This is a genomic window from Streptomyces sp. NBC_01306, from assembly GCF_026340465.1.
GTDB lineage: Bacteria > Actinomycetota > Actinomycetes > Streptomycetales > Streptomycetaceae > Streptomyces.
Map to the genome: position 1 here is coordinate 2,886,530 of NZ_JAPEPC010000001.1, position 22,176 is coordinate 2,908,705.

The following is a 22,176-nucleotide window of genomic DNA, read 5'->3' on the forward strand; positions in this document are numbered from 1 at the left end:
GGAAATCTCTGGCCCGGCCCCCCGGCCCGATGACATCCTGACAGCGTGAACGGACCGGAGATCCACCTCGAAGTCGCCCCTGAACTGCGCCTCTTCCTCCCGTCGGAACGCCGCCAGGGACGTACGGACCTGGTCACCGACGGCTCGTCCACGCTCGGCCACGTCGTCGAGTCGGCCGGCATCCCGCTCACCGAGGCCGGCCGGCTGGCCGTGGACGGCCGGACCGTACCGTCCTCGCACATCCCACGCGCGGGGGAGACCGTCGAGGTGTACGCGGTGGAGCGCCCCCAGCAGGTGCCGGGCGCCCCGCTCCGCTTCCTGCTCGACGTCCATCTCGGCACGCTGGCACGGCGGTTGCGGCTGCTCGGCGTGGACACCGCGTACTTCAGTGAGGACATCGGCGACCCCGCCCTCGCCACATACTCGGCGCAGCACCGGCGCGTCCTGCTGTCCCGGGACCGTGGCCTGCTGCGCCGGCGCGAGCTCTGGGCCGGGGCGTACGTCTACAGCGACCAGCCCGACGAGCAACTCCGCGACGTACTGGGCAGGTTCGCCCCCGACCTCGCACCCTGGACCCGGTGCAGCGCCTGCAACGGCGAGCTGGTCCCCGCCTCCAAGGAGAGCGTGCGCGGACGGATCGAGGGCGGCACCGAGCGCTCCCACGACGTCTTCGCCCAGTGCGTCGCGTGCGGGCGGGTGTACTGGCGCGGGGCGCACCACCACCGCCTGGAGGCGATCGTGGCCGATGCGCTGCGCGAGTTCAGCCCAGCTCCCCGCTCCGCAGACGGCTGATCTGTTGCGCGCTCATCGCCACGGTCCGCCGCATGTGGTCGGTGAGCAGGGCGATCTCCCGGTCGTCATAGGCGTCGAACATCGCGAACCAGGCGCCGTTCAGCTGCGCCCAGACCGCCCCGAACTCCGCCATACGCGCGGGCACCGTCACCACGAGCACCTTCCGCCGGTCGTCGGCATCGCGCTGCCGCCGCACATAGCCCGCGCGCTCAAGGCGGTCGACGAGCCGGGTCGCCGACCCGGTGGTGAGCCCGGTCAGCTCCGCGATCCGCCCCGTCGTGACCGGCCCCGGTTCGAGACTCAGCAGATTGAGGCACTGCACATCGGTGGGGTGCAGCCGCAGATGGTCGGCGAGAGCCTGGTTGAACAGCGCGTACGCAGCCATGTACCGGCGCGAGGTGGCCCCCAGCTCGGCCATGAGCGCGCTGCGCGGCCCGGTCTTCTGCGTCATGCAGAAATCGTAGACCTGCCACGCTGTGCCCATGCTGATCCTCCGCTCGGTTGCCCTCTTCGTCCTCGCCGCACTCTTCGAGATCGGCGGCGCCTGGCTGATCTGGCAGGGCGTACGGGAGAGCAGGGGCTGGATCTGGATCGGCGGCGGCGTCATCGCGCTCGGCATCTACGGCTTCGTCGCGACCCTCCAGCCCGACGGCCAGTTCGGCAGGATCCTCGCCGCGTACGGGGGGATCTTCGTCGCCGGGTCGATCCTCTGGGGCATGGTCGCCGACGGCTACCGCCCGGACCGCTGGGACGTGACGGGCGCACTGGTCTGCCTGGCCGGGATGGCCGTGATCATGTACGCACCACGCGGCCGCTGAGACCGGGCATATCCTGGCAGCCCGTCCCGCACCGACCGCCCTGGCCGCACCCGGCCGCCGTCCCGAGGAGCCTCCCCATGACCGCCGCGCCCGCAGCCACCAACCGCATCGCTGTCGTCACCGGAGCGAGCAGCGGCATCGGCGCAGCCACCGCACGGCAGCTCGCCGCAGCCGGCTACCGGGTCGTGCTCACCGCGCGCCGCAAGGACCGCATCGAGGCCGTGGCGGCGGAGATCAACGCAGCGGGCCACCGGGCCACGGCGTACGCCCTGGACGTCACCGACCGCCCGGCCGTCGAGGAGTTCGCCACCGCGTTCCCCACCATCGGTGTCCTGGTCAACAACGCGGGCGGCGCACTCGGCGCCGACCCGGTGGCCACCGGCGACCCGGCGGACTGGCGCCAGATGTACGAGACCAACGTCATCGGCACACTCAACCTCACCCAGACCCTGCTACCCGCCCTGGTCGCGAGCGGCGACGGCACGGTCGTGATCGTCTCGTCCACGGCGGGCCACGGGGCGTACGAGGGCGGCGGCGGTTACGTGGCCGCCAAGAACGGCGCCCGCGTGCTCGCCGAGACCCTCCGCCTGGAGATCGTGGGCCGGCCGGTACGGGTGATCGAGATCGCCCCCGGCATGGTCAGGACCGAGGAGTTCGCCACGACCCGCTTCGGCGGCGACGAGGAGAAGGCCGCCAAGGTCTACGCGGGCGTGGCAGAGCCGCTGGTGGCGGATGACGTGGCGGAGGCCATCACCTGGTCGGTGACCCGCCCCAGCCACGTCAACATCGACCTCCTGGTGGTCCGCCCGCGCGCCCAGGCGTCCAACACCAAGGTGCACCGGGAACTGTGAAACAGCCCGTCCCGGCTGCGGGTCAGCCCTTCACACACACGACCTGCTTGAGCTTGGCCACGACCTCGACCAGGTCGCGCTGACGGTCGATGACCTGCTCGATCGGCTTGTACGCGCCAGGGATCTCGTCCACGACACCGGAGTCCTTCCGGCACTCCACCCCCTGTGTCTGCTCCTCCAGGTCCCGCGTGGTGAAGCGGCGCTTGGCGGCGTTCCGGCTCATCTTCCGACCGGCGCCGTGCGAGGCGGAGTTGAAGGCCTTCTCATTGCCGAGGCCCCGCACGATGTACGAACCCGTGCCCATCGAGCCGGGGATGATCCCGTAGTCACCGGATCCGGCGCGGATGGCGCCCTTCCTGGTGACCAGCAGGTCCATGCCCTCGTACCGCTCCTCGGACACGTAATTGTGGTGGCAGCTGATGACCGGCTCGAAGGTCACCCGGGCCTTCTTGAACTCCTTCCGGACCACGTCCTGGAAGAGGCTCATCATGATGGCCCGGTTGTACTTCGCGTACTCCTGCGCCCAGAACAGGTCGTTCCGGTACGCCCCCATCTGCGGGGTGTCGGCGATGAACACGGCCAGGTCCCGGTCCACCAGCCCCTGGTTGTGCGGGAGTTTCTGTGCGACGCCGATGTGGTGGTCGGCCAGCTCCTTGCCGATGTTCCGGGAGCCCGAGTGCAGCATCAGCCAGACCGAATCGGACTCATCGAGACAGAACTCAATGAAGTGGTTTCCGCTTCCGAGCGAACCCATCTGCTTCGTGGCCCGATCCTGACGGAATTTGACCGCTTCGGCGACCCCGTCGAACCGCTCCCAGAAGTCGTCCCAGCCCGCCGCCGGGAAGCCGTGCAGCCGGCCCGGTTCCACCGGGTCGTCGTGCATCCCCCGGCCCACCGGAATGGCCTGTTCGATCTTGGAGCGCAGCCGCGACAGATCCCCCGGAAGATCGTTCGCCGTCAGTGACGTCTTCACCGCCGACATTCCGCAGCCGATGTCCACACCGACCGCCGCCGGGCAGACCGCCCCGTGCATCGCGATCACCGAGCCGACCGTCGCGCCCTTGCCGTAGTGCACGTCCGGCATGACGGCGAGGCCCTTGATCCAGGGCAGTGTGGCGACGTTCCGCAGCTGCTGCATCGCGCCGTCCTCGACCGACGCCGGGTCGGCCCACATCCGGATGGGGACTTTCGCGCCCGGAACCTCTACATACGACATAGCTCCTCGATTCCCCCGAACAACATGAAAGAGAAAAATACGCATCAAGATCCGCGAAAACGACAGCGGACCGGCGTGTACACCAGTGCGTGCGATAGACATTGTGTCCGGTCACCGTCATCAGGCGGTATCCGTTTTCCGTTCCGAAGGGAGCCTCGGACAGTGCAGCGAAGGGCTTACGTTCCCGGCTTGGTGCTGCTCGCAGCGCTCGTCACCGGCTGCACGACCGGTTCCGGGACCGATGGTTCCGCCGCCGACGCGAAGCCCGGTGAGACCACTCCCGCCGCGGCGCCCGGCAAGTACTCCACCCTGCCCGAACCCTGCCGCGCCGCCGACCACGGCGTGCTGAAGGACATGTTCCCGGAGTTCGCCGACCTGCCGAAGGACCAGCAGGAGCAGGCGTACGCGGGCACCCCCGATGCCACCTTCGACACCGACCGCCAGGTGGGCTGCCGGTGGAAGGCCGACGCGCCCACCGACGCCCACCGGCTGCGTATCTCGATGGAACGCGTCGTGAGTTACGACACCACCGTCAGCGACGACGACCAGGCCAAGACCCTCTACGAGCAGAAGCTCGCCGCCGCCGGCCTCCCGGCGGACGGCTCCTCACCCGCCGCGACCGCGTCCACCGGCGCGGATGGCGGTACGGACACGGGCGCGGACGGGGCCGCGACCGGCGGCACACCGGCCACCGGGAAGCCCGGGAAGAACGGCGGGCAGAAGGGCGGGCAGGAGGACAGCACGCCGGACGCCACGGCCGGCGGGCAGAGCGACGACGACCAGTCGGCGGACGGCCTCCAGTCGCGTACCCTCAGCGGCCTCGGCAGCTCCGCCTTCCTCGCCGACATCCCGGCCAAGGCAGGCGCGGCATCCCCGCAGCACACCGTCAGGGTGGTCTTCCGCGCGTCGAACGTCCTCGTCACCGTGGAGTACAGCGAGGAGCCCGCCGAGGCGGGCACTCCCCCCGACACCAAGACCTTGCAGGACAGGACGCAGACCATGGCCGGCAAACTCGCCGACCAGATCGGCGAATAGTCCGCCGGCCGGCCCTCGGCGTACCGTGGCGGCCCGGACGTACACACAAACGACATATATGACCCGTACGCCCGGTACGCCCCGTACGACACCTGAGCGAAGGAACCATGCACCGATCAGCCCCGCGACTCACCCGCCTTCTCGCCTGTGCAGCCGTCCCCGTGATGCTCGTCGTCGCCGGCTGCTCATCGGACTCCGGCTCCAGCGGCAAGAAGAACTCCAGCTCCTCCCCCGCGCCCAGCGCGTCGGCGTCCCCGACCGTCGCGAAGGCGGTGTACCCGAAGCTGCCCGACGCCTGTAAGTCGATCCCGGCGAAGACCGTCTCGGACCTGGTCCCCAAGGCGAAGGACAAGTCGGGCACCGCGGATAAGTCGACCGACCTGTCGGCCCGCGCCGGCTGTTCCTGGAACGGCCTGGAGAGCAAGGGCACCAAGGGCTCCCAGTACCGCTGGCTCTCCGTCTCGTATCTGCGCTTCGGCTCGGACTCCGTCCTCGGCAGCGGGCAGAAGCGCGCGCAGGACCAGTACGCCAAGACAGTGGCCGACGTGAAGGCGACGGACGGCGCGAAGAGCGTCAAGACGGTGACCACACCGGGCATCGGCAACGAGGCGACCACCGTCACCTACGAACAGCGCAAGACCGACGCGGACTTCATCTACGCCGTGGTCATCACGCGTTCGGAGAACGTCGTCACCGTCGTCAACCACAACGGCGCCGGTTACGAAGGTCTCAAGTCCCCCTCGGCGGACGACATGTCGAAGGGTGCGCAGACGGCGGCCAAGGCTGCGGTCGCCTCGGTGGCCTCGGCCAACAAGTAGCCCCCGCAAGCCTTTTCGGGAATCCGCCTCCGGAGCCCGGCCCCCTCGGGGACCGGGCTCCGGGCGTACCCGCGCAACGCCGTCCGTACACATGTGCCAGGCTGTGCCCGCCGGATGTCGAATTCAGGAGGGGGCCGCGGGTGGCCGCGATGCAGCTGACACGCACGCACCGGATACTCATCGCGCTCGTCGTCGCGGGCGCGGTGATCATCGCCGGGATCGGTTTCGTGGGTTCCTACGCGGCCGTGCGCGAACTCGCCCAGGAGAAGGGCTTCGGCTCCTTCTCGACGGTCTTCCCCATCGGTATCGACGCGGGGATCTGTGTGCTGCTCGCACTGGATCTGCTGCTGACCTGGATCCGTATCCCGTTCCCGCTGCTGCGCCAGACCGCGTGGCTGCTGACGGCCGCGACGATCGCGTTCAACGGCGCCGCGGCCTGGCCCGACCCGCTGGGGACCGGGATGCACGCGGTGATCCCGGTGCTGTTCGTGGTCTGCGTCGAGGCGGCACGCCACGCGGTGGGCCGGATCGCCGACATCACGGCCGACAAGCACATGGAGGGCGTGCGCCTCACCCGCTGGCTGCTCGCACCGGTCCCCACCTTTCTGCTGTGGCGCCGGATGAAGCTGTGGGAGCTGCGCAGGTACGACGAGGTCATCAAGCTCGAACAGGACCGGCTGATCTACCAGGCCCGGCTCCAGGCCCGGTTCGGGCGCGCGTGGCGGCGCAAGGCGCCGATCGAGTCGCTGATGCCGCTGCGGCTGGCGAGGTACGGGGTTCCGCTCGCGGAGACGGCCTCCTCCGGGCTGGCCGCGGCCGGCATCGAACCGGTGCTGCTGTCCCCGGTGCCCGCCCTGGAGGCGGGGACCACTGCTGCGGGTTCCGCCGCCGTGGCGCCCGCGCCGGCCGCGACGGAGGCAGCGGTCCCGCCGGGCCCCACCGGCCAGGCGCGGGAGCAGGAGCCGCCGGCCACGCACGAGAGCCCGTGGTTCGCCGCGCCGCAGGTCTCGCAGGAGGCGTACACAGGCACCTACGACCCGGCGTACGAGCCCGCGTACGACCAGCAGTACCCGCAGGATTACGACCAGGGTTACGAGCCGGGTTATGAGCAGGAGTACCGGCAGGGTTACGAGCAGGGGTACGACGACCCGTACGCGCAGGGCCACGGCCCGCAGCACGACGATCCCCAGCAACCCCAGCAGTACGACCAGACCCAGCAGCCCCAGCAGTACGACCGGCCGGACGCCGCCGGCTCCCCCGACCCCGCACAGGTCATGGTCCCCACCGGCGCGGGCGGTTCGCGCCCCCTCGGTGGGGTGATCCCCGGGCCGCGCGCCGAGTCGCACCCCGCCGACGGGGTCACCGAGACCACCGGCACCACGGATTCCGCCGAGGCGGACAGCCCGGAGGTGCAGGGGCTGCCGGAGGACGTGTCCCGCGAGGACGCGTACTTCGGGGCCTACCGGAAGTTCATCAGCGAGAACAACGAGGTCCCGACGGTGCGTCAGTTCGGCCGGTACCTCAAGGACCTGTACGGCGTCACGGGCCGCAACAGCGAGACCCTGAGCGACAGTTCGCTCCGCCCGTACCTGGCCCGCTTCCAGCACCGTTACGCGGAGGAGCTGGACGCGGAGCACATCGCGTAACCGGGCTGCGCGGAAGGCACGGAAAGCACCAGGGCCGCCGCCCCGGGAAACGTCCCCGGGGCAGCGGCCCTTCGCCGTTCCGTCAGGCAGCGAGCAGCTTGCGCACCCGGTCGGCGCCGACGGCGAGCAGCAGCGTGGGCAGCCTCGGCCCGGTGTCGCGGCCGACCAGCAGCTGGTAGAGCAGGGCGAAGAAGGTGCGCTGCGCGACCTTCAGCTCCGGGGTGGGCTTGGCGTCCGGCTCGAAGCCGGCCTGGACCTTCGGTACGCCGTAGACGAGCGTCGTCAGACCGTCCAGCGACCAGTGCGTGTCGAGGCCCTCGATGAGCAGCCGCAGCGACTCACGGTCCTGGTCGCCGAGGGCGGCCAGGGTCTCCGTGTCCGGCTCCGCGCGCACCAGGGTGCGCTGCTCGGCCGGGACCTGGGTGGTGATCCAGTTCTCGGCGCGGTCGAGCCGGGGGCGTACGTCGTCGAGCGAGGCGATCGGGTTCGCCGGGTCCAGTTCGCTGAGGATGCGCAGCGTCTGGTCCTCGGCCCCGGCCGTGATGTCCGCGACGGATGCGAGCGTGCGGTACGGCAACGGGCGCGGGGTGCGCGGGAGTTCACGCTCCGCCGTGCGGGCCGCGCGGGTGTGCGCGGCCGCGTCGGCAGGGAGCGCCGAGCCGTCGGCGACCTTGGTCTCCAGCTTGTCCCACTCGTCGTAGAGCCGCTGGATCTCCTGGTCGAAGGCGATCTTGAAGGACTGGTTGGGCCGGCGCCGCGCGTACAGCCAGCGCAGCAGCGGTGCCTCCATGATCTTCAGCGCGTCGGACGGGGTGGGCACGCCGCCCTTGGACGACGACATCTTGGCCATGCCGCTGATGCCGACGAACGCGTACATCGGCCCGATCGGCTGCACGCCGTCGAAGATCTCGCGGACGATCTGTCCGCCGACGACGAACGAGGAGCCGGGCGAGGAGTGGTCGACGCCGCTGGGCTCGAAGACGACGCCCTCGTACGCCCAGCGCATCGGCCAGTCGACCTTCCAGACCAGCTTTCCGCGGTTGAACTCGCAGAGCAGGACGGTCTCGGAGTGCCCGCACGCGGTGCAGGTGTAGGACAGCTCGGTCGTGTCGTCGTCGTACGAGGTGACCGTGGTGAGGTCCTTCTCGCACGCGCCGCAGTAGGGCTTGTAGGGGTAGTAGCCGGTGGCGCCGCTGCTGCCGTCGTCCTCGTCGGCGGCGCCGGACCCCTCGGCGGCCTCGATCTCGGCCTCGTCGAGCGGCTTCTGGCCCTGCTTCTGGCCCTGCTGCTTCTTGTTCTTGCCACCGGCGCCGTCGGCAGCGCCCTGCTTCGCCGGGTCCTTCTTGGTGCGGTACCGGTCCAGGATGGCGTCGATGTCGGCGCGGTGCTTCATGGCGTGCAGGATCTGTTCGCGGTAGGTGCCCGCCAGATACTGCTCGGTCTGGCTGATCGGGTCGTACTCCACACCCAGCTCGGCGAGCGCCTCGACCATGGCGGCCTTGAAGTGCTCGGCCCAGTTCGGGTACGCGGACCCGGCCGGGGCGGGCACCGAGGTGAGGGGCTTGCCGATGTGCTCGGCCCAGGACGCGTCGATACCGGGGACGCCGTTCGGCACCTTGCGGTACCGGTCGTAGTCGTCCCAGGAGATGAGGTGGCGCACCGTGTAACCGCGCCGCCTGATCTCGTCGGCGACCAGGTGCGGGGTCATCACCTCGCGCAGGTTGCCCAGGTGGATCGGGCCGGACGGCGAGAGGCCGGACGCGACGACGACCACTGGTGCGTCGGCGCCAGAGTGTTTCGCGCCCGCGGCACGGCGCTCCGATTCGGCGATGACATCGTCCGCGAAACGGGAGACCCAGTCGGTCTCGGTGCTCTGAGCCACGATCGGCACGTCCTTCTTTCTCGTACGCCTTCAAGCAAGGGCGACTGCCATTCTCCCAGGTCCGTCCTGGAGAGCGAAAACGGCTTTCCAGGCCGTGGTACGGCCATGGGATACTTGGCCTGATCCCCTGTACCTCTATGGAAACGGCAGTCGGCCCCATGCCTGAGCCAGTCTCGGTCAATTCCCTCGCTTCGACGCTCCAGCAGCACCTTGCGGACGCCCTGACGGCAGCTCTGCCGGATGCCGGTGCCGCGGACCCGCTGCTGCGCCGAAGTGACCGGGCCGACTTCCAGGCCAACGGGATCCTGGCCCTGGCGAAGAAGCTGAAGGGCAATCCGCGCGAGCTGGCGGCCACGGTCACGGCGGCGCTCCCGGCGAACGACCTGATCAAGGAGATCGAGGTCTCGGGCCCCGGCTTCCTGAACATCACGCTCACCGACCGGGCGATCACCGAGACCCTCGCGGCGCGCGCCGCCGACGCGCGCCTCGGTGTGCCGTACGCCGCACAGGCGGGCACCACGGTCATCGACTACGCCCAGCCGAACGTGGCGAAGGAGATGCACGTCGGGCATCTGCGGTCGGCCGTGATCGGCGACGCGATGGCGAAGATCATGGAGTTCGGCGGCGAGACGGTGATCCGCCGCCACCACATCGGGGACTGGGGCACCCAGTACGGGATGCTCATCCAGTACTTGATCGAGCACCCGCACGAGCTGGACCACGAGGGGGGCGAGGAGGCCGGCGAGGCCGCCATGTCCTCGCTCGACCGGCTCTACAAGGCGTCGCGTGCGGTCTTCGACTCCGACGAGGAGTTCAAGGCGCGCTCGCGGGACCGGGTGGTGGCCCTCCAGGCCGGGGACCCGGAAACGCTGGCGCACTGGCAGCGGTTCGTGGACGAGTCGAAGATCTACTTCTACTCGGTCTTCAACAAGCTGGACATGGAGATCGACGACGCGGACATCGTCGGCGAGTCCGGCTACAACGACGTGCTGGAGGAGACCTGCCGGCTCCTGGAGGAGTCGGGCGTCGCGGTCAGGTCCGAGGGCGCGCTCTGTGTCTTCTTCGACGATGTGAAGGGCCCGGACGGCAACCAGGTCCCGCTCATCGTGAAGAAGACGAACGGCGGCTACGGCTACGCGGCCACCGACCTCTCGGCGGTCCGCAACCGGGTGCAGGACCTCAAGGCGAACACCCTGCTGTACGTGGTGGACGTACGGCAGTCGCTGCACTTCAAGATGGTCTTCGAGACGGCCCGCCGGGCGGGCTGGCTCGACACGGGCGACGGCGAGGCGAAGCCCGTCCACCTGGGGTTCGGCACGGTCCTCGGCAAGGACGGCAAGCCGTTCAAGACCCGGGCGGGCGAGTCGGTGCGGCTGGTGGACCTCCTGGACGAGGCGATCGAGCGCGCCACGGCCGTCGTACGGGAGAAGAACAACGAGAAGGTCGGGCTGACCGAGGCCGAGATCGTCGAGAACGGCGCGCAGATCGGCATCGGCGCGGTGAAGTACGCGGACCTGTCCACGTCGGCGGCCCGCGACTACAAGTTCGACCTGGACCAGATGGTGTCGCTCAACGGCGACACCAGCGTCTACATCCAGTACGCGTACGCCCGTATCCAGTCGATCCTGCGGCTGTCGGGCGAGGCGAAGCCGGCGGCGCACCCGGAGCTCGAACTGGCACCGGCGGAGCGCGCGCTGGGGCTGCACCTGGACCAGTTCGCTGAGGTACTCGCCGAGGTGGCCGCCGCGTACGAGCCGCACAAGCTGGCCGCGTACCTGTACCAACTGGCCTCGCACTACACGACGTTCTACGCCGAGTGCCCGGTCCTCAAGGCCGGGACCCCGGAGCAGGTGGAGAACCGGCTGTTCCTCTGCGAGCTGACCGCGCGCACCCTGCACCAGGGCCTGGCGCTGCTGGGCATCCGGACGCCCGAGCGGCTGTAGCAGCGCGCGGGCCGCGCATCACTGCAGGGCCGGTTCCCAGGTGTCCCCGCCGAGCGGGTGCACATACCGGGGCCGGCCCTGCACGCTGCTCGCGCGGAACGGCTTGCCGTGGTCGTCCAGACGGATGGTCCCGTGCCGGTCGCCGCTGCTCCACTGGAGATCCAGGTACCAGCTGACGTCGTGGGCCGCCGTACTGGCTTTGATCTCCAGGACCTGCGGATCGCTGGATGACACCCTGTACGGGAAGTCGGTGGCCGGGATCTTGCGGTCGCCCTGCACCCCGGCGGCCGGTTCCGTCAGCGGGGTACCGGCGTCCAGGTTCACGTCGAAACCGGCCGGCTTGAGCCCGCCGCCACAGCCGTCACCCATCGCGTACGAGTTCCAGGCGAGCGGCGCGTGACGGCCCACGATCCGCACATGCAGGGCCTGCAGCACCACCGCGTCCGCCGTCTTGCCCTGCACGGACAGCTCGATCCGGGCACCGCCGCTGGAGACACCGCCCAGCGCGGTGGCCCAGCTCGCGGCATCCTGTTCGGCCGGGGGCGGCGGCATCTTCGCGGCCGGCCGGTCCACCAGATACGACTGGCTGCACTGGTCGTCCCATACGTACGGCCGGACGTTCACCGTGAGCGGTACGGCGGGGGTGCTGCGGCCGTCGGCGCCCAGGTCACCGGCGTCCGGTGCGGGATGGGAGGCCGCAGGGGTGGACGAAGCGGTACGGGACGGAGAGGGTGAGGGGGACACCGAGCCGGACGGCCGCGGCGACGGACTCCCGGGCAGGGACTCGCCCGCCGGGGGCACCGGTTTCCCGCCGGCGACCGAGCTGACATGGGACGCGTCGTCGGAGCGCAGCGTCACGGCGACGGGTACGGCCACGGCGGCGACGGCGACCACGGCGGCCCCGATCAGCCAGCGGCGGCGGTTCCCGCGTGACGGGGCGGGCGCCCGGTCCGGCCCGAGCCTGGCAGGGGGAAGCTCCGGCCCCACGGCATCGGGACCCGCCACTTCCGGATTCCGTACGTCTGGATCCCGTACCCCTGGATCCCGTACCTCCGGAACCCCTACGTCCGGGACCCGTCCTTCCGGAACTCCGGCTTCCGAAGTGCCTGCTCCCGAACCCCTCACGTCCGGAGCCGCCGCCTCCGGCTTCACCGCGACCGGGGCCGTGTCCTTGGGCCGTCGTCTCGCCGCGTCGGCCAGCAGCCACCGCCGGTGCAGCGCCAGCAGTTCCTCCGGAGTCGCCGCACACAGCCGTGCGAACCGCTCGACCGGCGCGTACTCGGTCGGGACGGCGTCACCGTTGCAGTACCGGTGCACCGTGGACGTACTCATGTGGAGCTTCCCCGCGATGACGCCGTAGCTGCGTCCGGAGCGTTCCTTCAGCTCCCGGAGGAGCATGGCGAATTCCTCGGTCTCCGAGCCCACAGCCGCTGTTCCCCCTCGTTCCACGTCCCAGGCAAGCGTTCCAGGGGCGTTCCATCCCTCCAGGTCACAGTACGCGCCGGCGTTCCAGTGTCCCCAATGGCCCGGGAACGATTGTGGCCGGAACAGGCCGCCCGCCAAGCTGAGTTCGTGTTCAACCGCCTCCGGCACGGAACCTGCCGCGGCTTGAGCCCCGGTCTCGTCGACGGGCTGGCTCTCGTCGTACTGGCCGCTTCCATCACCACGGTCGTCACTCTCATCGCATACCTCTGAGGGCGCACACCGGCGCTCACCCACACTCCACCCACGGGGAGAACAGTCACCATGAACATGAGCACCCGCATCACCCGGATCACCGCCGCAGCCGCCACCGGCCTGGTCGCCGCACTCGCTCTCACCGGCGTATCGGCCGCCACCGCCAGCGCGGCACCGGCCAAGGCCGCCAAGACCGTGACCTGCACCCCCGCCAACACCAAGATCTCGGTCTCCACGGTCAGCCGCCCCATCAACCACCTGCTGATCAAGGCCACCAACAAGGGCAAGACCCCCTGCTACTCCTACGGCGCCCCGCTCATCGGCTTCGACCACCCGCAGTCGACCGTCTGGACTCTGGACGAGAGCCGGCCGCAGGCCGTCGTCACGCTGAAGCCCGGCCAGTCGGCGTACGCCAGTGTCCTCACCTCCGGCGGTGACGGCGCCGGAAGCGGCGGCCACTTGTCCAAGGAGATGTCGCTCAACTTCGAGGGCCGCGCCATGGCCGGTTCGGTCGGCCCCACGGCCTTCCCCAAGGTGCCCGCCAAGACCTGGGTCGACGACTCCGCCGCCGTCTCGTACTGGCAGTCCACAGCGGCCGACGCGCTCATCTGGTAACCACCCGGCGGACAGCCGCGCAGCAGGCAGTGGCCACCCTCACGCTCCAGTGACCGACCGCTCGACCGGTCCCCGGCCCACTGCTCCGGCACCATGACGCGCCCTGGCCCCCTCTCCCGGCGGCCAGGGCGTTCCGGCGTCCCGGGTCACCTCAGGACGGCTGCTGCCTGCCCAGCGGGAAGTCGGCCCGGCTGCTCCACACCGTGCCGTCGTAGGCGACCAGTTGGACGGAGCGTACGGCTGCGCCGAACGGCAGCTTGTCGCGCACATCGGCCTCGACCGTGTCCAGTACGGCGGGATCCTGCCCCTGTGTCATCGTCACGTGCGGCGCCGGATCACCGAACCTGCCCCGGTACGGCGGTGCTTCGGGCCAGCGTCCGTGCACCGCCCGGGTCAGCGCCCGGATCGGCCCGTCCGGCTCGGGGGCCAGATAGAGCAGCCCGGGGAATCGCCCGCACTCCCGGAAGCTCACGTCGAATGCGCGATGCCCGCCGAACAGCCCGGCCAGGGCGCCGAGTACGTCCTGATCGATGCGGTCCTGCCTCAGGAACGGATAGAGCACGGTCAGGTGCGCCGGAATGCCGTCCGCCGCCATGGGGTCGAACCGCTCGCGCCAGCCACCGACCACGGGCTCGGCCTCGGGCACCGTGATCACCAGAGCTGTGTCGCCCGCCTGGTACATGTCCACTCCATCCTCAGGGAGGACGCCACACTGCCACAGCAGCGGACAGCGCGACATCGGCTCACCCTCGACCGCATTGGTATACCCAGACGGAAAAGACCCTCCGGATCACCCACTCCTCGCTGGAGTAAATGCCATGAACTCCGCATAGCAGACAGGGCCATTCGCATTTGGTATGCCGACTGCTAATGTCGCCTCGTCTCCGCCGCTGACGGCCGTCCGGCTGGGCCCGCTCCGGACACCGCACCCCGCAGGAGGCTCCATGCGCACCCGCCGCCGCGGCACCCGTTCCCAGGGCGCCGTGCCGCAGCGCAGGGCCGCCTCCGGGAGAATGCGCGCGGCGCACCGTGGCCGCGAGACCTGCGCGGCCGTGGCGCCGCCGACCTGTTCCCGCAGCAGCCACGCCGTTCCAGGAGACGCCTTGCCGAACGAATCACCCGAAACCGGTGCGTCGCACGTCACCCACGCCGAGCGGACCATTCGCGCCCGCATCATCTCCGGCCAGTACCCGCCGGGCGCCCGGCTGCGCGAGCGCGAACTCTCCGACGACCTGGGGGTGTCGCGCATCCCCGTCCGTGAGGCGCTCACCCGGCTCACCGCGGAAGGGCTGGTCGAGATCTCCCCCCGCCGTGGCGCATCCGTACGGAATCTCTCGCTGCGCGATGTGGCCGAACTGTTCGACCTGCGGCTCAGCCTGGAGGTGTTCGCCGCCCGCAGGGCCGCCGAGGTATGCGCGGCCGGACGGGGCGGCGGTCGGCTGAGCGAGCTCATGGAGGTGGCAGAGGACGCCACCCGGCGCGGTGACGTGCACGAGATCACGGCCGCCAACACCGCCCTGCACGCCGAGATCGTCGCGATGACCGGCAACCGCCTGCTCCGGACGGCCCTCCAGCCCTCGCTCGGCCTGGTCCAGTGGCTGTTCACCCTCACCGGCGGTCTCGACCCGCGGGTCCAGTGCTCCGAGCACAAGGACATCTGCGCCGCGATCCACGCCGGCAATCCCGACCTGGCCGACGCCCTCGTCTACGCGCACATCGAGAGGGGCCGCGGCCCCTCGCTGGCAACGCTGGCCGGGGTGCTGCCCGCCGAATGACCGGCCGGCAGCACCCGGTACCGAACAAGGAGAGACACCGGATGCTGATCACGAACGTCCGTCCCTGGGGCGGCGCCCCCTGCGACCTGGAGATCCAGGACGGCGCGATCACCGCGCTGACCCCGCACGACCCGGCCCGCCCCACCACGGGCGACGCGGCGGGCGAGGTGGTCGCGGGCCGGGGCAGGCTCGCCGTGCCGTCCTTCTCGGACGTCCACTGCCATCTGGACGCCACCCGCATCGGACTGCCGTTCCGTCCGCACACCGGCGCCCCCGGCGTCTGGGCCATGACGATGAACGACCGCGCCCACTGGCGCGACGACGAGTGGACCGTGGCCGAGCGCGCCACCCACACCCTCGGCCGCATGATCGAGCGCGGCACCACCCGGGTCCGCAGCTACGCGCAGATCGACGCGGACTCCGGCCTTGAGCGCTTCGAGGGCGTTCTCGCCGCCAAGGAGGCCCATGCCGACCGCTGCGAGGTCGAGATCATGGCGTTCCCGCAGGCCGGTCTGCTCCGGGAGAAGGGCGTACCGGAGCTGATGGACCAGGCGCTGTCCTCCGGCGCGGCCGTGGTCGGCGGGATCGACCCGTGCACGCTGGACCGCGACCCGGTACGCCACCTGGACATCGTCTTCGAACTCGCCGAGCGCCACCAGGCCCCCATCGACATGCACCTCCACGAGCCGGGTCCGCTGGGCGTGTTCAGCGTCGACCTGATCCTGGAGCGGGTGCGCGCGCTGGGCATGGCGGGCCAGGTGACCCTGTCCCACGCGTACGACCTGGGGAGCGTCGACGAGGCGACGACCCGGCGTCTCATCGAGGAGTTCGCGGAGCTGGACATCGCGATGGCGACGATCGCCCCGGCCCAGCACCACGCGCTGCCGCTGGCCGACCTGACGGCAGCCGGGGTCCGGGTCGGTCTTGGCGAGGACGGCCAGCGCGACTACTGGTCGCCGTACGGCAACGCGGACATGCTGGACCGCACCTGGCAGCTCGCCTTCACCAACCGCTACCGGGCCGACGACCTGATCGAGCACTGCATGGCCGTCGCGAGCCTGGGCGGCGCCGCGATCCTCGACGGGAGCCTGCCCCGCCTGACGTCGGTCGCCGACCGCCCCGGTCTCGCCGTGGGCGACCGCGCCGATCTGCTCCTCGTGGACGGCGAGACGGTGACGTCCGCCGTCATGGACCGCGGCTCCGACCGTACGGTCCTGCATGACGGCCGGGTCGTCGCGGACGGCCTGGAGCTGGTGGGCTGACCCGGCGCACCCGCGACCGGATACGGGCAGGGCCCGTCCACCAGGTGGTGGACGGGCCCTGCCCGTACCGGCGTACCGGCTGCACGGCTATGTACGGCTGCCCGGCTGCACCGCTGTACGGCTGCCCGGATGTACGGCTACTCCGGATGAACGGCTACGCGGAAGTCCCCGCGGCGGCAGATGCTTTCGCGGCGTCGGGCACGGTGCCGTCGTCCGCGACCAGATGGCAGGCCACCTCCCGTTCGGCCGCACCGAGGCCGGATCCCGCGGGCAGGGTGCGCAGGGCGGGGGCCTCGGTACGGCACCGGTCGGTGACCAGCGGGCACCGGGTGTGGAAGTGGCAGCCGGACGGCGGGTCCAGCGGACTGGGCAGGTCGCCGCCGAGCACGATACGGCTGCGGCCGCGCTGCTCACCGGGGTCGGGCACCGGCGCGGCCGACAGCAGCGCCTGGGTGTAGGGGTGCTTGGGTGCGGCGAACAGGTCGGCGGCCGTGGCCTGTTCGACGATCCGGCCCAGATACATCACGGCGATGCGGTCCGCCAGATACTCCACGGCCGCCAGGTCGTGGGTGATGAACAGGCAGCCGAAGCCCCGCTCGCGCTGGAGATCGGCCAGCAGGTTCAGTACGGACGCCTGGACGGACACATCGAGCGCCGAGGTCGGCTCATCCGCCACCAGAAGCGCCGGATTCACCGACAGGGCGCGGGCGATGGAGATCCGCTGGCGCTGGCCGCCGGAGAGCTCGTGCGGGTTGCGGTCGGCCAGTTCGGGCCGCAGCCCCACCTGGGCGAGGAGCTCGTCCACCCGTTCCGAGGCTTCCTTCCGGTTCGCCATCCTGTGCAGCCGCAGCGGTTCGGCGATGATCTGCCGGATGGTCATCCGGGGGTTGAGGGAGGACGACGGATCCTGGAAGACCAGGTGGAAGTCCTTGCGGAGTGGCCGCAGCGCACGCGGGGAGAGGGTGGTCACATCCGTCCCGTTGATCAGCACGCTGCCGCCGGTCGGCCGGTCGAGCCGGACCACACAGCGCCCCACGGTGGATTTCCCGCTGCCCGACTCGCCCACCAGGCCGAGGACTTCACCGCTCCTGATGGTGAGCGACACACCGTCCACCGCGCGCACGGTGCCGCCGGCGGCGGTGAAGTGCCGCTTCAGGTCGCGTACTTCGAGCGCCGTCATCGGACGGTCCCTTCTGTTGCTTCAGGTGCTACAGGTGGTTCTGGTGCTTCGGCCGCCAGGGGTGCTTCTGGTGCTTCGGTCGCCGCGGGCGCTTCAGGTGCCGGGTGGTAGCAGGCGATCTCATGCGTCCCGGACGCGGTCCGCAGCACCGGACGGCTCGCCAGGCAGTCCGCGTCGGCCGCCGCACAGCGCGGCGCGAAGCTGCACCCGTCGGGCTGCTCGCGCAGGTCAGGCACGAGTCCGGGGATCTCGTTGAGCCTGGCCCGCCCGCCGGCCGTCCGGCTGCCCGGCCGCAGGACGGCGCCGAGCAGCCCCTGGGTGTACGGATGCCTCGGCGCGGCGAACAGTTCGTCCACCGAGGCCTGTTCGGCGGGGCGTCCCGCGTACATCACCAGGACCCGGTCGGCGGCGTCGGCGACGACACCGAGGTCGTGCGTGATCAGCACGATGGCGGTGCCGAGGCGTTCACGCAGGGAGCGCAGCACATCGAGGATGCCCGCCTGCACGGTGACATCGAGGGCGGTCGTCGGCTCGTCCGCGATCAGCACCGCCGGATCGCAGGCCACGGCGATCGCGATCATCACCCGCTGCAGCATCCCGCCGGACAGCTGGTGCGGGTACTCGTCCACCCGGGTACGCGGGGCCGGGATGCCGACGAGTCCGAGCAGTTCGACGGCGCGCTCGGTGGCCGCGCGGCGCCTCAGCCCCTGGTGCCGGACGAGTACTTCGGTGATCTGCCGGCCGATGGTGAGGACCGGGTTGAGTGAGGTCATCGGCTCCTGGAAGATCATCGAAAGCCGTCGGCCGCGCAGCGACCTGAGCTGTTTCTCGGGGGCGCCGACCAGTTCCCGGCCGTCCAGCGTGATCGATCCGCCGACCCGTGCGGTGGGCGGCAGCAGTCCCATCACCGCCATGGAGGTGACGGACTTGCCGCAGCCGGACTCCCCGACCACGGCGAGCATTTCGCCCGGCGCCAGGTCGTAGGAGACACCGTCCACTGCGTGCACGGTGCGTTCCGCGCCGTGGAAGGAGACCGTCAGGTCACGGACGCGCAGGACGGGTTCGGCGTGGGCGGCGCGCGGAGCGCCACCGGCCGCTGTGGCCGCCATGCCCGCCGTGGGTGTGCCGACTCGGGTCACCGGGTACCTCCGCGGGGGTCGAGGATGTCGCGTATGCCGTCGCCGAGCAGGTTGAACGCCAGCGTGGCGAGCACGATGACCAGGCCGGGGAAGACCGCCATCCAGGGGGCGTCCGCGATGAAGGGCTGGGCGCTGGAGAGCATCACACCGAGCGAGGGTGAGGGCGGCTGCACTCCGAGGCCGAGGAAGCTGAGCACCGCCTCGCCGATGATGGCGGCCGGGATACCGACGGTGGCCTGCACGATCAGGGTGGATGTGGCGTTCGGCAGGATGTGCCGGAAGAGGATCACACCGTCGCCCGCGCCGTTCGCGACGGCCGCGCCCACGTAGTCGAGGTGTTTGAGCCGCAGGGTCTCGGCGCGGGTGACCCGCACGATCCCCGGGATCTGCGAGATGCCGATGGCGATCGTGGCGTTCTGCAGCGACGGGCCGAGCACCGCGGCCAGCCCCACGGCGAGCACCAGGAAGGGGAACGCCAGCATGGTGTCGGTCAGCCGCGACACCACCGTGTCCGCGAACCGGCCGTAGTACCCGGCGAGCAGCCCCAGCGGTACGGCGACCACGAAGGCCAGCAGCACGGCCACCACGCCGACCTGCATGGAGGCGGTGACCCCGACCAGCACCCGGGACAGCTGGTCCCGGCCCAGATCGTCCGTGCCGAGCCAGTGGGACCAGCCGGGCGCGGTGAGCGCGGCGTCGAAGTCCGGGCGCGCCGGGTCGTACGGGGCGAGCAGCGGCGCCGCCACGGCCACCAGCACGAAGACGGCGGTCAGTACGGCGCCGACGAGCGCCAGCCGGTTGCGCCGCAGCCGGCGCAGCGCGACGGCGAACCGGCCCTGGCGGGCGGGGGTCCCGGCCCTGACGCGGGCGGTGGGGACGGCCGGCGCCGGTGAGGGGGCGACGGTCATTGGGAACCTCCGAGCCGGATACGCGGGTCGACGACGGAGTAGAGGAAGTCGACCAGCAGATTGATCAGGATGTAGGCGGCCGAGGTGAACAGCACCACGCCCTGGACCATCGCGTAGTCGCGGGTGAAGACCGCGTCGATGGTGAGCTTGCCGAATCCGGGCAGCACGAAGACCTGTTCGGTGACGACGGCTCCGGAGATCAGCAGGCCGAGTTGCAGGCCCAGTACGGTGACCACGGTGACCAGCGAGTTGCGCAGCGCGTGGCGGCCGATCACGGTGCGCGGGGCGAGCCCCTTGGCGCGCGCGGTGCGGACGTAGTCCGACTGCATCGCGTCGATCATCGCGGCCCTGGTCTGGCGCATCACCACGGCGGCGAGACCGGAGCCGAGCACGATGGCGGGCAGCACCATGCGCCGCAGGTTCTCCACCGGGTCGGTGCCGAAGGGGACGAAACCCGAGGCGGCGAACACCGGCATCGCGATGGCGAAGGCCAGCACCAGCACGATGCCGAGCCAGAAGGCGGGGACCGACATCCCGAGCAGCGCGATGCCGTTGGCGATCCACTCCTCCGGCTTCCCGCGCCGTACGGCCGCGAGCACCCCCGCCCCGACACCGACGACGATCGCCATCAGCAGGGCCAGCGCGGCCAGTTCGAGGGTGATGGGGAGGGCCTGGGTGATGGAGTCGAGCACGGGCAGCCCGGTTCTGGCCGATGTGCCGAAGTCCCCGGTGGCGGCGTTGCTGACGTAACGCCAGTACTGGACGGCGATGTTGTCGTTCAGTCCGTACTCGGAGCGGATCGCGGCCAGCACCGCCGGGGAGGTCTGCTCACCGGCCAGCGCCTGCGCGGTGTCGCCGGGCATCGCCCGGACCCCGAGGAACACGGTGATGCTGACCAGCACCATCGTCACGAGCGACATGCCGATCCGTCGGCTCACATAGGACGTGAGCAGTCTGCGGAGTTTCATCACCGGCTCCCCTTCACGTAACCGGCTTCCTTGACCCGGATCAGGCCGTCGCCGGAGAGCTTGATGCCGCTCACGTCGTCCGATGCGGACACGTAGTTGATCGGGCGGTAGAGGTAGATGACCGCGTGCTGCTTGTTGATCGCGGCAGTGAGGTCGCGGTAGACCGCACGGCGCTTCGCGACATCGGACGTGCTCCGGCCCGCCACGATCAGCCGGTCGATCTCCGGGTCGGAGAGCTTGCCCTGGTTGTTGCTGCCCGCTGTGCCGACCAGGCTGTCGATGTTGCCCGCCGGGTCGGGCTGGCCGCCCCAGCCGCCGGTCCTGGCCTGGAAGTCGCCGGCGAGGGTGCGGGTCAGACCGGTGGCGAACTCGGTGGGCCGCAGCCGGACATCGAATCCGGCGTCGGCGGCCATCGCCTGGATGACCTGCCCGAGACGGCTGTCCTCCGGCGTTGTGTTGATCATCAGCTCCAGCGGCACAGGCGTCTTCACCCCGGCCTGCTTCAGCAGCTTCTTCGCCTTCGCCACGTCCCGCCCGGGGCAGCTGACGGGGCTGCTCAGCGGGATCCCGGGAGGCACCGGGCCGCAGGCGGGTTCGTACATGCCCTGGAAGACCAGCTTGTTGATCAGCTCGCGGTCCAGCGAGAGTTCGAACGCCTGCCGGACGCGCACATCGCGGCCGAAGGGGGTGTCGACGGTGCCGGGCTTCTGGTCGATGCCGTGTACGTTGCCGACGTTCAGCGTGACGCCCATATAGCCGAGCGACGGGGTGTTGAGGAGCTGGATCCCCTTCTCCCCCATGGAGTTGCGCACCTCGACCGGGCCCATCTGGTCACCGATCTGCACGTCCCCTGACCGGATGTTGGCCATCCGGATGTTGCCGTCGGTGATGGTCTTGTAGATCACCCGGTCGAGATGGACCTTGTCCGCGTCGTAGTACAGCGGGTCCTTGGCCAGCTCGATCCGGTCGCCGACGACCCGCTTGACGTACTTGAACGGGCCCACGCAGGACGGATGGGTCGCGAACTTGCTGCCGTACTGACGGAGCGCCTTGGGGGACATGATCAGCCCGGCCGTGTTGGCCAGCCGCCCGAGCAGCGGGACATCGGGGTGCTTGAGGGAGAGCTGAACGGTGTACGGGCCGATCGCCGCGACCTTGTCGACCGAGTCGATCTCCGAGGCGCGCCCGGATCCGCGCAGGTGCAGATGGCGGTCGAGTGACGTCTTGACGGCTGCCGCGTCCAGCCGTGCGCCGTCGCTGAACCTGGCGTCCTTGCGCACGGTGAAGGTGAAGGTCCGGCCGCCGTTCGTGATCTTCGGCAGCGAGGCGGCGAGCTGCGGCACGAAGTGGTTGTGCTGGTCGACGTCGTAGAGCTGTTCGCACATGGACGTGAAGACGGTGCGGGCGACCAGCGTCGACGTCAGGCTCGGGTCCAGCATGTCGGGATCGGACTTGAGCCCGATCGTGACCGTGCCGCCGTCGCGGACGGGGCGCAGGTCGGTGAGCCGCGCTTTCGCGGCCGTTGCTTCGCCGGGTGGCGAGAGAGTGCTGCATGCGGTGGTGGCCGCCAGCAATGCGGCCACCGCGAGAGTGGCCGGTATTCGACGCACGGGACCAAGACTCCTTCAGGACAGCACAGAGCTAGAGCGCG

The 22,176-nt window shown here is 70.4% G+C and carries 21 protein-coding genes; 11 read left to right on the top strand and 10 right to left on the bottom strand.

Annotated features, from left to right (window positions below; all coding sequences use genetic code 11):
* Positions 1-45 precede the first annotated feature (45 nt).
* Positions 46-792, top strand: coding sequence for a Mut7-C RNAse domain-containing protein (locus OG385_RS12555; RefSeq protein ID WP_266854558.1), 747 nt, complete (start codon positions 46-48; stop codon positions 790-792).
* Here OG385_RS12555 and OG385_RS12560 read toward each other — a convergent pair.
* Complete coding sequence (locus OG385_RS12560; protein WP_266854560.1) at positions 761-1,243, bottom strand: MarR family winged helix-turn-helix transcriptional regulator; 483 nt, start codon at positions 1,241-1,243, stop codon at positions 761-763. The genes OG385_RS12555 and OG385_RS12560 overlap by 32 nt on opposite strands.
* Before the next feature lie 31 nt (positions 1,244-1,274).
* Between OG385_RS12560 and OG385_RS12565 the strand changes: the two genes are divergently transcribed.
* Both OG385_RS12565 and OG385_RS12570 read left to right on the top strand, forming a co-directional pair.
* On the top strand, positions 1,275-1,610 hold the full coding sequence (locus OG385_RS12565; RefSeq protein ID WP_266854562.1) for a YnfA family protein: 336 nt from the start codon (positions 1,275-1,277) through the stop codon (positions 1,608-1,610).
* A 77-nt stretch (positions 1,611-1,687) separates the two neighbouring features.
* A complete protein-coding gene (locus tag OG385_RS12570; protein ID WP_266854563.1) occupies positions 1,688-2,461 on the top strand; it encodes an SDR family NAD(P)-dependent oxidoreductase in 774 nt (257 codons plus the stop codon).
* A gap of 22 nt (positions 2,462-2,483) precedes the next feature.
* Here OG385_RS12570 and OG385_RS12575 read toward each other — a convergent pair whose 3' ends face one another.
* Positions 2,484-3,677: an RtcB family protein gene (locus OG385_RS12575; RefSeq protein ID WP_266854565.1), complete on the bottom strand. Its 1,194-nt coding sequence runs from the start codon at positions 3,675-3,677 to the stop codon at positions 2,484-2,486.
* 192 nt (positions 3,678-3,869) lie between these two features.
* On the opposite strand from OG385_RS12575, the gene OG385_RS12580 reads away from it, so the two are divergent.
* The 3 genes from OG385_RS12580 to OG385_RS12590 all read left to right on the top strand — a co-directional run bounded on the left by OG385_RS12580 (position 3,870) and on the right by OG385_RS12590 (position 7,176).
* On the top strand, positions 3,870-4,712 hold the full coding sequence (locus OG385_RS12580; RefSeq protein ID WP_266860808.1) for a DUF3558 domain-containing protein: 843 nt from the start codon (positions 3,870-3,872) through the stop codon (positions 4,710-4,712).
* A 107-nt stretch (positions 4,713-4,819) separates the two neighbouring features.
* A complete protein-coding gene (locus tag OG385_RS12585; protein WP_266854566.1) occupies positions 4,820-5,530 on the top strand; it encodes a DUF3558 domain-containing protein in 711 nt (236 codons plus the stop codon).
* A 140-nt stretch (positions 5,531-5,670) separates the two neighbouring features.
* Positions 5,671-7,176 carry a DUF2637 domain-containing protein gene (locus OG385_RS12590; RefSeq protein WP_266854567.1) on the top strand — a complete coding sequence of 502 codons (1,506 nt, stop codon included), beginning with the start codon at positions 5,671-5,673 and terminating at the stop codon, positions 7,174-7,176.
* Between the two features lie 82 nt (positions 7,177-7,258).
* Here OG385_RS12590 and lysS read toward each other — a convergent pair whose 3' ends face one another.
* Positions 7,259-9,067: a lysine--tRNA ligase gene (lysS, locus tag OG385_RS12595; protein ID WP_266854568.1), complete on the bottom strand. Its 1,809-nt coding sequence runs from the start codon at positions 9,065-9,067 to the stop codon at positions 7,259-7,261.
* Between the two features lie 149 nt (positions 9,068-9,216).
* Between lysS and argS the strand changes: the two genes are divergently transcribed.
* Positions 9,217-11,001: an arginine--tRNA ligase gene (argS, locus tag OG385_RS12600; RefSeq protein ID WP_266854569.1), complete on the top strand. Its 1,785-nt coding sequence runs from the start codon at positions 9,217-9,219 to the stop codon at positions 10,999-11,001.
* 18 nt (positions 11,002-11,019) lie between these two features.
* On the opposite strand, the gene OG385_RS12605 is transcribed toward argS, so the two are convergent.
* A complete protein-coding gene (locus OG385_RS12605; protein ID WP_266854570.1) occupies positions 11,020-12,399 on the bottom strand; it encodes a helix-turn-helix transcriptional regulator in 1,380 nt (459 codons plus the stop codon).
* A gap of 174 nt (positions 12,400-12,573) precedes the next feature.
* Between OG385_RS12605 and OG385_RS12610 the strand changes: the two genes are divergently transcribed.
* Together OG385_RS12610 and OG385_RS12615 are read left to right on the top strand one after the other, a co-directional pair.
* Positions 12,574-12,696 carry a hypothetical protein gene (locus OG385_RS12610; RefSeq protein WP_266854572.1) on the top strand — a complete coding sequence of 41 codons (123 nt, stop codon included), beginning with the start codon at positions 12,574-12,576 and terminating at the stop codon, positions 12,694-12,696.
* A 57-nt stretch (positions 12,697-12,753) separates the two neighbouring features.
* A complete protein-coding gene (locus OG385_RS12615) occupies positions 12,754-13,293 on the top strand; it encodes a DUF4232 domain-containing protein (RefSeq protein WP_266854573.1) in 540 nt (179 codons plus the stop codon).
* 151 nt (positions 13,294-13,444) lie between these two features.
* Here the strand turns inward: OG385_RS12615 and OG385_RS12620 are convergent, their stop codons facing one another.
* The gene (locus OG385_RS12620; RefSeq protein ID WP_266854574.1) at positions 13,445-13,975 is read right to left on the bottom strand and encodes a 2'-5' RNA ligase family protein; all 531 of its coding nucleotides are present in this window, start codon (positions 13,973-13,975) and stop codon (positions 13,445-13,447) included.
* Between the two features lie 262 nt (positions 13,976-14,237).
* Here OG385_RS12620 and OG385_RS12625 point away from each other — a divergent pair, with 262 nt between their 5' ends.
* Both OG385_RS12625 and OG385_RS12630 read left to right on the top strand, forming a co-directional pair.
* On the top strand, positions 14,238-15,068 hold the full coding sequence (locus OG385_RS12625) for a GntR family transcriptional regulator (protein ID WP_266854576.1): 831 nt from the start codon (positions 14,238-14,240) through the stop codon (positions 15,066-15,068).
* A 41-nt stretch (positions 15,069-15,109) separates the two neighbouring features.
* Positions 15,110-16,330: an amidohydrolase family protein gene (locus tag OG385_RS12630; RefSeq protein WP_266854577.1), complete on the top strand. Its 1,221-nt coding sequence runs from the start codon at positions 15,110-15,112 to the stop codon at positions 16,328-16,330.
* 154 nt (positions 16,331-16,484) lie between these two features.
* Here the strand turns inward: OG385_RS12630 and OG385_RS12635 are convergent, their stop codons facing one another.
* From OG385_RS12635 to OG385_RS12655, 5 genes are read right to left on the bottom strand one after another with little or no spacing between them, the layout of a single operon-like run.
* Positions 16,485-17,510 (bottom strand): ABC transporter ATP-binding protein, encoded by a 1,026-nt coding sequence (locus OG385_RS12635; protein WP_266854578.1) that lies wholly within the window; start codon positions 17,508-17,510, stop codon positions 16,485-16,487.
* Positions 17,507-18,619: an ABC transporter ATP-binding protein gene (locus tag OG385_RS12640; RefSeq protein ID WP_266860810.1), complete on the bottom strand. Its 1,113-nt coding sequence runs from the start codon at positions 18,617-18,619 to the stop codon at positions 17,507-17,509. Before OG385_RS12640 ends, OG385_RS12635 begins: the two co-directional genes overlap by 4 nt.
* A 26-nt stretch (positions 18,620-18,645) precedes the next feature.
* A complete protein-coding gene (locus OG385_RS12645; RefSeq protein WP_266854579.1) occupies positions 18,646-19,557 on the bottom strand; it encodes an ABC transporter permease in 912 nt (303 codons plus the stop codon).
* Positions 19,554-20,528, bottom strand: a complete 975-nt coding sequence (locus OG385_RS12650; protein WP_323183752.1) for an ABC transporter permease — start codon at positions 20,526-20,528, stop codon at positions 19,554-19,556. Before OG385_RS12650 ends, OG385_RS12645 begins: the two co-directional genes overlap by 4 nt.
* Positions 20,525-22,135 carry an ABC transporter substrate-binding protein gene (locus OG385_RS12655; protein ID WP_266854582.1) on the bottom strand — a complete coding sequence of 537 codons (1,611 nt, stop codon included), beginning with the start codon at positions 22,133-22,135 and terminating at the stop codon, positions 20,525-20,527. The genes OG385_RS12650 and OG385_RS12655 overlap by 4 nt, the downstream gene beginning before the upstream one ends.
* Positions 22,136-22,176 lie beyond the last annotated feature (41 nt).